Source organism: Micromonospora phytophila, from assembly GCF_023656545.1.
GTDB classification, from domain to species: domain Bacteria; phylum Actinomycetota; class Actinomycetes; order Mycobacteriales; family Micromonosporaceae; genus Micromonospora; species Micromonospora phytophila.
In genome coordinates this window covers 1-9,341 of the sequence record NZ_JAMOKF010000222.1, presented here as the reverse complement: position 1 = coordinate 9,341, position 9,341 = coordinate 1, and the positions used below count along the sequence as shown (strand labels likewise).

Below are 9,341 nucleotides of genomic sequence, written 5' to 3'. Positions count from 1 at the left end.
GGCCGGGCGCGGCCGGCTCGGCGCTCTCCCCCGCCGGGGTCCGCTTCGGCAGCCGCTCGACGGCGGGGTACGCGACGGTCGGCGTGCCGATCGAGAGACCGCCGCTGCCGGCGAAGGCCGGCTCGGCCTTCGGCGGGGTCGCCGGGGCGGTGGGCGCGACGGTGGGATGTGCCCCGGTCAGGCCACCGGCCCGCACCGTGGCCGTGGTGTCCCGCGACTGTTCCGGGGCCTGCCAGGGCGCCGGGGCGGTCCGCCACTGGTCGGTGAGGGTGGCCGCGCCGGTACGCCCCGAGCCGGCCAGCGGCTCGGCGACGCCGACCGGGGTGAGCGGCGTCTGCTCGACCGTCAGCGGCTGCCGCGGCCGGGTGATCACCTGGTCCCGGCCCGACGGCAGCACCACGGTCGCGGTGGGGAGCGTCACCTGGGCGACGGTGCCACCATCCACGTTGCGGCGCAGCTCCACCCGGATGCCGAAGCGGGAGGCGAGCCGGCTGACCACGGCCAGACCCATCAGCCGGAACGCCGCGACGTCGACGCTCGGCGGGGCGGCGAGCCGCCGGTTGAGCGAGTCCAGCTGCTCGTCGGTCAGGCCGAGGCCCCGGTCCTCGATCTGGATCAGGACGTAGTCGCGGATCCGTCGGCCGTCGGCGACCACCGTGGTGTTCGGGGGCGAGAAGCGGGTGGCGTTGTCGAGCAGCTCGGCGACGAGTCGGACCACGTCGTTGACGGCGTGCGCGGCGACCGAGACGTCGGTGTCGACGGTGCCGAACTCGATCCGGTTGTAGAGCTCGACCTCGGACTGCGCGGCCCGCAGCACGTCGACCAGGAGGGCGTCGTCGCGGCGCGGCACGCCCGAGTCGGCACCGGCCAGGACCAGCAGGTTCTCGTCGTTGCGGCGCATCCGGGTGGCCAGGTGGTCGAGCTCGAAGAGCTGGGCCAACCGCTTCGGGTCCTCCTCGCCGCGCTCGATCGCGTCCAGCTCGCCGATCATCCGGTCGACCAGGGTCTGGCTGCGCCGGGCCAGGTTGAGGAACATCGCCGAGACGCTGGTCCGCAGCGCGGCCTGCTCGGCCGCGACGCGGACCGCCTCGCGGTGCACGACGTTGAAGGCGAGCGCCACCTGGCCGACCTCGTCGCGGTTGGTGAGCTGGATCGGGTCCCGGACCTGCCGGACGATCTCCTCGACGCCGCCGTCGCCGACGTTGCCGATGTTCTGCAGCCGCTTCACCGCGTCCGGCAGGTCGTGGTTGGCCACCGAGAGGGCGCCCTCGCGCAGCCGGCGCAGCGAGTGGTTGAGCGAGCGGGCCAGCACCACGGCGAGCGTCACCGCGATGACGAGGGTGAGCAGCACCAGCACCGACTCGATGACGGCCTGCCGGATGACGTCCGAGCGGGCCTGGTCGGCCTGGGTGAGCAGCCGGTCCTGCAACCGGATCTCGGCCCACCGCATCAGGTCGTTGACCGCGCCGACGGCGGCGGTGGCGTCCTGAGCGCTGACCAGCGGACGCTGCCCGACCGAGCGGGTGATGTCGGCGGCCACCCGGTCGGCGAGGGTGACCGCGTCGCCGGAGACGGTGCCGTCGACCAGGGCGCGCTGGGTGGGGTCGGCGGCCAGGTTGAAGGCGAGCAGGGCCTCCTGCTGGCTGGTCAGGGTGGCGATGAAGGAGGAGAACTGCTCCTCGTCGAGCTGGCCGGCGAGGAGCGCGGTGACGGCGACCGACTCCTCCTCGGCGACGGCCGCCTTGGCGCGGGCGAAGGCGGCGACCGCCCGCCGGGCGTCCGCCAGCCGCTCCTCGCCGGGCAGTTGGGCCAGCCCGTCGCCGTACCCGACCAGGTCGGTGAGGATGACCCCGTAGCGCAGCGACGCCTCGGCGACCGCCATCTGCCGGCGGTCCAGCACCTCCTGCCGGGTGCCGTCCAGGGTCACCAGGTGGTCGTCGATGGCGGCCAGCCGCCCCCGGACCGCCGCCGGCACCTCACCGATGCGTCCGCGCTCCTCGCGGTACGCCTCGACCCGCTGCTGCGTCTGGCGCACCCGCAGGTTGTACGCGTCGGCCTTCTGCTGCGGGGCGGCCAGGAAGGCGGCCGCGGCCATCCGTTCGGCGTGCAGGTCGTGGGTGAGGGCGGAGATGTCGATGGAGAGCGCGGTGAGCGACCGGGCGCGGGTGGCGTCATAGGCGCCCTCGCCGACGGAGATGAGCCGGACCGTCGCGAGCGCGATGACCGCGGCGACCGGCACGACGAGGATCAGCGCGAGCTTGGAGCGGATCCGGGCGTCCCGGAGCCGGGGCAGCCGGCCGCGTTTCGGCTGGTCGGTCTCGCCGCTGGCGGGCAGGGTCGTCGGTCCGGTGCTCACGACATCGCCTCCGTCGTTTCTTCCACGCCTGACCCGCCGACCCGCGCCTGGTGCAGCGGACTGCGCCACGCGCGGCACGGCCGCGATTTCATCAGACGAGATGCTGTTTGGGAAGCCGCAGTGAGGCAGGAAACGGTCGGACGGCACGCATCCCGTGTTCCGGTCAACTAATACCTTCATTTCCTCACGCCCTTGAACAGGGCATGTAACCCCAGAGTGGTCAGCCGTGTCGGCAACGTGAGCGTTTGCAAACTTCTCGTTACCCCACCATGTGGGATCCCGGTCCCGAAAAGGCTCCGGGGACCGCGCTTGACCACAGCGCCCGGCATTGGCAAGGTTTTGCAGGCTTCGCGCACACCGTACGGCAGACCGATTCCGTTCCTCCATCGAGGACGGACAACCCGGCGGTGACCGGGCACAGCCCGCGCCGCACCTGGAGGACTGAGTTGAGCCCCATCCGCTCCGCGACCACCGCGGCGCTCGCATCGGCCGTGCTGGCCACCACGCTCACCGGCTGCCAGTTCGGCGCGGCGGAGCAGGACACCAGTCCCATCGTGATCGCCGCGGACCTCGAACTCTCCGGCGCGGCGGCGCCCGTCGGCAAGGCGTACCAGCGGGCCCTGGAACTCAAGGTCGAGCAGTTGAACTCCTCCGGCGCGCTGAACGGCCGGAAGATCGAGCTGAAGGTGCGGGACAACCGATCCGACGCCAGCGAGTCGCTGCGCAACATCGGTGACTTCAGCAACGATTCCCGGGTCAGCGCGATCATCATGGGCGGCTGCAACGAATGCGCGGCCGGTGCCGTGCGGACCATCAACGAGAAACGAATTCCCACCATCGCCCTGGCTCCCGCCAACGCGGTGGCCAGCCCGGTCGCCGAGCGCCGGTACGTGTTCAAGCTGGCCCCGAACGCCGTCGACAGCGCCGCCGCGCTCACCACCGAACTGCGGCGCAAGGGCATCCGCAAGGTGGCGGTGCTGCACAGCGACGACGCCTACGGCCGAGAAGGGCTGAAGGCCCTGGCTGACGAGTTCGGCAACGCCGGCATCCGGCTGGTGCGGGACGGCTCGGTGCGTACCAGCGACACCGAGGTAAGCCCGCAGGTGACCGCCCTGACCGCCGGCAAGCCGGACGCCCTGGTCGTCTGGACCCCGTCGGAACAGGCCATTCTCGCGGCCGGCGCGGCGCAGCAGGCGGGCTTCGACGGCTCGCTCTTCTTCGACGCGGTGGCGGCCGGTGACCTCTTCCTCGGCGCCTCGGCCCGCGCCACCGAGCGGGCGACGCTGATCTTCACCCAGACCATGGTGATCGACGACGTCATCGCCACCACCCCGGCCAAGGCGGCTCGCCGGCAGTGGTTCCAGGACTACACCGCCCGCTTCGGCAGCTACAACGGCTCCTCGTCGTTCCCGGCGGACGCCGTGCAGCTCATCGCCGACGCCGAACTGCGAGCCGGCGGCGAGCCGGGCAAGGTGGACCGGGACGCGCTGCGCGACGTCCTGGAGACCGCGCAGCTCGACGGCCTCTCCGGGCCGATCCGGATGACGCCGGACAACCACTCCGGGCTGATGCCGCAGGCCCTCACCACGCTGGTCGCCCGCAACGGCCGCTGGCGTCTGGCCGGCTAGTGGCGACGCCGACCAGTCAGCCGGCTGGATGGCGGCAAGGCGTGTTGATCAGCAAGTGGCGGGCGAAGTTCTGGCAGCAGGGTTGCCACGCCGAGACACGCTGAGCAACCCGGAACTCCGTTCGAGGGACCAGATTGCCGAGCCCCGGACCTGCATGGTCCGGGGCTCGTCGCTGAGCCGCTGGCACGATCCGCGGTAACGCGGGCAGCACTCGGGTGAGCAACGCGGTGAGGCGTTGCATCAGCAGTCCGCCCGGCCGCTGCGGAACGAGCCGCCTGCGGCGGGTGGCGCAGTGGTCACCTGGCCGAGGTGGTGGCTCGGACCCAGGGGAGGGCGACGCGTTCGACCAGGGAGAGCGCGGAGTAGAGCAGGATGCTCATCGCCGCAATCAGCACGATCGCCGCCCACGCGGTCGCGGTGTCCCCGACCCCGTTGTACTGCAGGATCTGGTAGCCCAGCCCCGGCTTGTCGGAGTAGAACTCCCCGATCACCGCGCCGATCGCGGCCAGCGGCATCGCCACCTTCAGCCCGACGAAGATCTGCGGCAGCGCGGCCGGGAAGCGCACCTTGCGGAATGACTGCCACCACGAGGCGTTCAGCGACCGGGCCAGCTCCGCCAGGTCCGCCGGGGTGGTGGTGAGCCCGGTCGCCGTGGAGAGCACGATCGGGAAGAAGCAGAGCAGGAACACCATGGTCAGGATCGGCTTCTCACCCCAGCCGACCGACACCACCAGCAGCGGGCCGAGCGCGATCTTCGGCACCGCGTTGACCGCCACCAGCAGCGGCGCGAACATCCGCTCGGCGCGCCGGGAGGCCGCCAGGGCCATCCCGATCAGCACCCCGGCGACCGCCGAGAGCAGGAAGCCGAGCACCGTCATCAGGGTGGTGACTCCCAACGCCGGCAGCAGCACGTCGGCCGCCGACGCCAGCGCGCGCCACACGTCCTGGGGCGGCGGCAGGGACGCCGGGTGCACCAGCTCCAGCCCCGACGTCACCAGCCACCAGACGGCCAGCGCGATCAGCAGGCCGAGCAGCGGCCACCCGACGGCTGCCGGGCGCGGCGTGAGCCGCCGGGTGGCGGCGCCACCCGGCGGGGCGGGGGGCTCCGCCCGGGGCGCCCCACCTGGTGCGTGCTCGGCCTCGGCGACGCCGGACCGAGGGCCGGTCAGGTCCGTCACGGGTACTCCTCTCCTGCCGGCCGGGGCCGGTACGCCACGGGGGGTGCGGCCCCGGGCATCCCCCTGGGCCGCACCCCCGTGGCACGGTCGGCGGCGATCAGGCCTTCGGCACGAGGCTGAAGTCGATGATCTGGTCGGGGGTCAGGTTCTGCTTGAGCGCGCCGGCGCCCTGCAGGATGGCGATGCTCTTGGCGACCCGGCCGCTGTCGAGCGTGCCGAGCTGGGTGCCGGAGTTGCTCGACCGGACGTACCCGGCCATCAGCTCCAGCTCGGCCTTGGCGGCCGCCGGGTTGGCGGCGTCGACGTTCTTCTTCAGGATGTCGCCGGCCTCCTGCGGGTTGGTCAGCGCGTACTCCAGGCCCTTCATCAGGGCGCCGGTGAACCGCTTGACCATCTCCGGCTTCTCCTTGGCGATCTTGGAGGAGGTGATCAGCACGTTGCCGTAGAGGTCCTGCATCACGTTGCTGTACGGCAGCATGACGGCCTTCTTCTTGGTCACCGCCTCAATGGTCGGCTGGCCGACGACGAACTGGCCGATGCCGTCCACCGCGCCGGAGGCGAGCGTGCCCATCAGGGTCTGCGCCTCACCGTTGACCCAGGTCACCTTGGTGGCGTCCACCCCGGCCAGCCGGGCGTACGTCGGGAAGAGGTTGCGGACCACGGACCCGGGGGTGTCGGCGAGCTTCTTGCCCTCCAGGTCCTTCGGCGACGCGATGTTCTTGCCCTCGACGGTGGCGATGCCGGCCATGGTGCGCTGCTGAATCGCGGCGACCGCGACGAAGTCCTTCGCCTGGCCGTTGCCGAGCTGGAGCAGCCCGCCGGTGAGGTCGATCGGCCCGAACTGCGCCTGACCGCCGACGATCGTCTGGATGACGGCACCGGTGCCCTGGCCGGGCTTGATCTCGACGTCGAAGCCGGCGTCCTTGAAGAAGCCCTTCTCCTTGGCGACCCAGGCGTAGGAGTCACGGCCGAAGTTGCCGAACGAGGTGAGGTAGGTCACCTTCTCCAGTGCCGCGCCGTCGGCGCCCTTGCTGTCGGACGAGTCCGAGCCGCTGCTGCAGCCGGAGACCAGGGCGAGGGCCGTGGCCAGCGCGGCCGTCGCGACCGTACGGGTCAGCCTTCTCATCAGTGCACCATGTCCTTTCCGACCGGGGCGGCGGGCCACCACCGGAGGGGTTGTCTGGCGGGCCGGCGGAGGGGGTGAAGCCGGCACCACCGTCGTGAGGGGACTCTTCGCGGGCACAGCGTACGAGAACCCGGCAGTTGCGACGCCAGGCGTATCGGGTTGCGGAACGGATACAAACTGACGTCCACCCCGGACGGTGCGACACAGACACAAGACGGATACCCTTTGCCGCGTTCGCTGATCGTCGAGTCAGGGAGGCGGGCCGGAGATGATCCGACTGTCCGGGGTGTCCCGCACCTTCGACGGCCGCAGCGGCCGGGTCGAGGCCCTGCGCGGCATCGACCTCGACGTCGCCGAGGGCGAGTTCGTCGCCGTGCTCGGCCGCTCCGGGTGCGGCAAGTCCACCCTGCTGCGCCTGGTCGCCGGGCTGCTCCCGGTGACCGAGGGCGAGATCACCGTGGCCGGCAGGCCGATCACCCGGCCCCGCCCCGACATCGCGATGCTCTTCCAGCGGCCGGCCCTGCTGCCCTGGCGCACCGTGCTCGACAACGTCCTGCTGCCGGTGGAGATCTTCGGCTGGAAGCGGGCGAAGCACCGCGAGCGGGCCCGGCAACTGCTGGACCTCGCCGGGCTGGGCGGCTTCGAGAAGCGGCTGCCGCACGAACTCTCCGGCGGCATGCAGCAACGGGTCTCGCTGTGCCGGTCGCTGATCGCCGAACCGCGGGTGATGTTGATGGACGAGCCGTTCTCCGCGCTCGACGCGCTCACCCGCGAGGAGCTCTCCGGGGAGTTGCAGCGGGTGCACATGGAGACCTCCCCCACCGTCGTCTTCGTCACCCACTCGATCGACGAGGCGGTGCTGCTCGCCGACCGGGTGGTCGTGCTCAGCCCCCGGCCCGGCCGGATCCGCAAGGTGGTCGACGTGACCATCCCCCGGCCGCGCACCCTCGGCCGCAACGCGCACCTGGCGGACGTCGCCCAGGTCAGCGCCGACCTGCACGAACTCCTGATGGAACGGGACCTGCCGGCGCACGCCGCAGCGGAAGGACGATGAGCATGCGGGTTTCCGTCTTCACGGAGCCGCACCGGGGTGCCAGCTACGACGACCAGCTCCGCTTCGCCCGGCTGGCCGAGGCCGGCGGCTACGAGGGCTTCTTCCGCGCCGACCACTACCAGTCCATGGGGGACGACCCGGGGCTGCCCGGTCCGACCGACGCCTGGCTGACCCTGGCCGCGCTGGCCCGGGAGACCACCCGGATCCGGCTCGGGACCCTGGTCAGCTCGGCCACCTTCCGCCTCCCGGGCCCGCTCGCGGTGATGGTGGCCCAGGTCGACCGGATGAGCGGCGGCCGGGTCGAGCTGGGCATCGGCGCCGGCTGGTACGAGCGGGAGCACACCTCCTACGGAATCCCGTTCCCGGCCGTCGGCGAACGCTTCGACCGGCTGGCCGAGCAGCTCGAGGTGATCACCGGCCTGTGGCGCACCCCGCCGGGCGGGACGTTCAGCTTCAGCGGTGACCACTACCGCCTGGTGGACGCCCCCGCGCTGCCGAAGCCCGTGCAGGTGCCCGGCCCCCCGGTGATCGTCGGCGGACGCGGCCCGAAGCGCACCCCCGAACTCGCCGCCCGGTACGCCGACGAGTTCAACATGCCGTTCAAGTCCGTCGAGGAGACCGCCGAGGCGTACGAGCGGGTGCGGGAGGCGTGCGACCGGACGGGCCGGGCGGAGTCCGGGCGCGCACCGCTGACGCTCTCCGCCGGGATCGTGGTGGCGATCGGCCGTACCGACGCCGAGGCGCGACGCCGGGCCGCCCCGCTGCACGTCAGGAGCGCCCTGCCGCCGGAGGACCCGGTGGTCGGCTCGCCCGCGCAACTGATCGACCGGATCGGCCAGTTCGCCGCGATCGGCACCACCCGCGTGCACCTGCGACTGATCGACCTCGCCGACCTCGACCACCTGGAGCTCATCGCCGCCGAGGTGCTCCCCCGACTGGACGGAACCCGATGACAGACACCCGACCCGAACTCGGCCCGGTCGGTCAGGAGATCGTGTTCGAGAACGACCGGGTACGCGTCTGGCACATCCGGCTGGAGCCGGGCGAGCGGCAGCCGCTGCACCGGCACGACCATCCCTATCTGGTGGTGGCGGTCCAGGGCGCGAAGAACGTCGTACAGACGATCGACGGCACCCGGATCGACGCGGACGAGCCGACCGGCGGGGTGGTCTACCGGGACCCGGGCGCCGTCCACATGCTCACCAATGTCGGGGACACGACCTACCTGGCCCGCCTGGTCGAACTCAAGTAGACCCGCCGGAGGCAGGGCCGCCGCGCCGCACGGCGCGCCGGTGGCGATCGGGCGCACCGGACCGTAACGTGCCGGACATGGCCTTTCGGACCTGGGGCAGACTGCTGCTCACCGCGCTGGGGGTGAGCCTGCTGACCGGGGCCGGTCAGCTCGGCATCGCGTTCGGCTTCGGCATCGTCCGGTTCACCGGCGCCTTCACCGGCGCCACCGCCAACCAGTGGCCGGCCCAGCTCGTCTGGGTGGGCTGGTTCGCGGCGAACGCCGCCGTGGTCGGCGCGGTGCTCACCGAACGCCTGGCTCGCCGCGACACGGCGCTGGCCGGCACCGGGCGGCAGCTCGCCGTCGCCGGCGCCGCCGCAGCGGGAGCGACCGTCGTGGCGCCCCTGTGCATGCAACCGGCCCGGGCCGCCGAGCTGGTCTCGGTGGACCCGGTCTGGGCCGTCGGGATCTGCGCGATCCTCGGCGCGCTGGTCGGCGCCGGCGCCGCGCTCGCCGTGCTGGTCAAGCCGCCGCTGGGCTGGAACATGGCACTGATGGCCGGCGCGGTGTGGCTGGTGGCGCTGGTCTCGGTCGTGCCGTCGCTGGTCAGGACCGGGCCGCTGCCCACCGTACGCCTCGGGGTGTGGGAGCCGTCGTGGCTCGACGCCGCCGCAGCGCAGCGGCTGGCGATGCTGGTCCTGCCGCTGCTGGCCCTGCTGGCCGGCGCGACGACCGGTGGGCTGGCCCGCTGGCGCGGGCACCCGCCGC

Annotated in this window: 7 protein-coding genes and 1 pseudogene; 5 read left to right on the top strand and 3 right to left on the bottom strand. The window is 72.4% G+C overall.

Annotated features, from left to right (window positions below; translation table 11 throughout):
* A partial coding sequence (locus NCC78_RS22225; RefSeq protein WP_250796790.1) for a sensor histidine kinase occupies window positions 1-2,356 on the bottom strand: 2,356 nt, incomplete at its 3' end.
* Window positions 2,357-2,802: 446 nt separating this feature from the next.
* Here NCC78_RS22225 and NCC78_RS22220 point away from each other — a divergent pair.
* A complete protein-coding gene (locus NCC78_RS22220; protein ID WP_250796789.1) occupies window positions 2,803-3,984 on the top strand; it encodes an ABC transporter substrate-binding protein in 1,182 nt (393 codons plus the stop codon).
* Window positions 3,985-4,280: 296 nt separating this feature from the next.
* Here the strand turns inward: NCC78_RS22220 and NCC78_RS22215 are convergent, their stop codons facing one another.
* Entirely contained in the window at window positions 4,281-5,153 is an 873-nt protein-coding gene (locus tag NCC78_RS22215; RefSeq protein WP_372495179.1) for an ABC transporter permease, read from the bottom strand.
* A 106-nt stretch (window positions 5,154-5,259) separates the two neighbouring features.
* Window positions 5,260-6,288, bottom strand: coding sequence for an ABC transporter substrate-binding protein (locus NCC78_RS22210; protein WP_250796786.1), 1,029 nt, complete (start codon window positions 6,286-6,288; stop codon window positions 5,260-5,262).
* 268 nt (window positions 6,289-6,556) lie between these two features.
* On the opposite strand from NCC78_RS22210, the gene NCC78_RS22205 reads away from it, so the two are divergent.
* From NCC78_RS22205 to NCC78_RS22190, 4 genes and pseudogenes are all read left to right on the top strand, one after another.
* On the top strand, window positions 6,557-7,342 hold the full coding sequence (locus NCC78_RS22205) for an ABC transporter ATP-binding protein (protein ID WP_250796784.1): 786 nt from the start codon (window positions 6,557-6,559) through the stop codon (window positions 7,340-7,342).
* A gap of 2 nt (window positions 7,343-7,344) precedes the next feature.
* The gene (locus tag NCC78_RS22200; protein WP_250796782.1) at window positions 7,345-8,295 is read left to right on the top strand and encodes an LLM class F420-dependent oxidoreductase; all 951 of its coding nucleotides are present in this window, start codon (window positions 7,345-7,347) and stop codon (window positions 8,293-8,295) included.
* Window positions 8,292-8,594 (top strand): cupin domain-containing protein, encoded by a 303-nt coding sequence (locus NCC78_RS22195; protein WP_250796780.1) that lies wholly within the window; start codon window positions 8,292-8,294, stop codon window positions 8,592-8,594. Before NCC78_RS22200 ends, NCC78_RS22195 begins: the two co-directional genes overlap by 4 nt.
* Window positions 8,595-8,671: 77 nt before the next feature.
* Window positions 8,672-9,341 (top strand): annotated as a pseudogene (locus tag NCC78_RS22190) (hypothetical protein); the annotation flags it as partial.

Excerpts from the sequence above, each read along its gene's own strand:
- NCC78_RS22200 (WP_250796782.1), top strand. The coding sequence starts at position 7,345 with ATGCGGGTTTCCGTCTTCACGGAGCCGCACCGGGGTGCCAGCTACGAC.
- NCC78_RS22205 (WP_250796784.1), top strand. The coding sequence starts at position 6,557 with ATGATCCGACTGTCCGGGGTGTCCCGCACCTTCGACGGCCGCAGCGGC.
- NCC78_RS22195 (WP_250796780.1), top strand. The coding sequence starts at position 8,292 with ATGACAGACACCCGACCCGAACTCGGCCCGGTCGGTCAGGAGATCGTG.
- NCC78_RS22210 (WP_250796786.1), bottom strand. The coding sequence starts at position 6,288 with ATGAGAAGGCTGACCCGTACGGTCGCGACGGCCGCGCTGGCCACGGCC.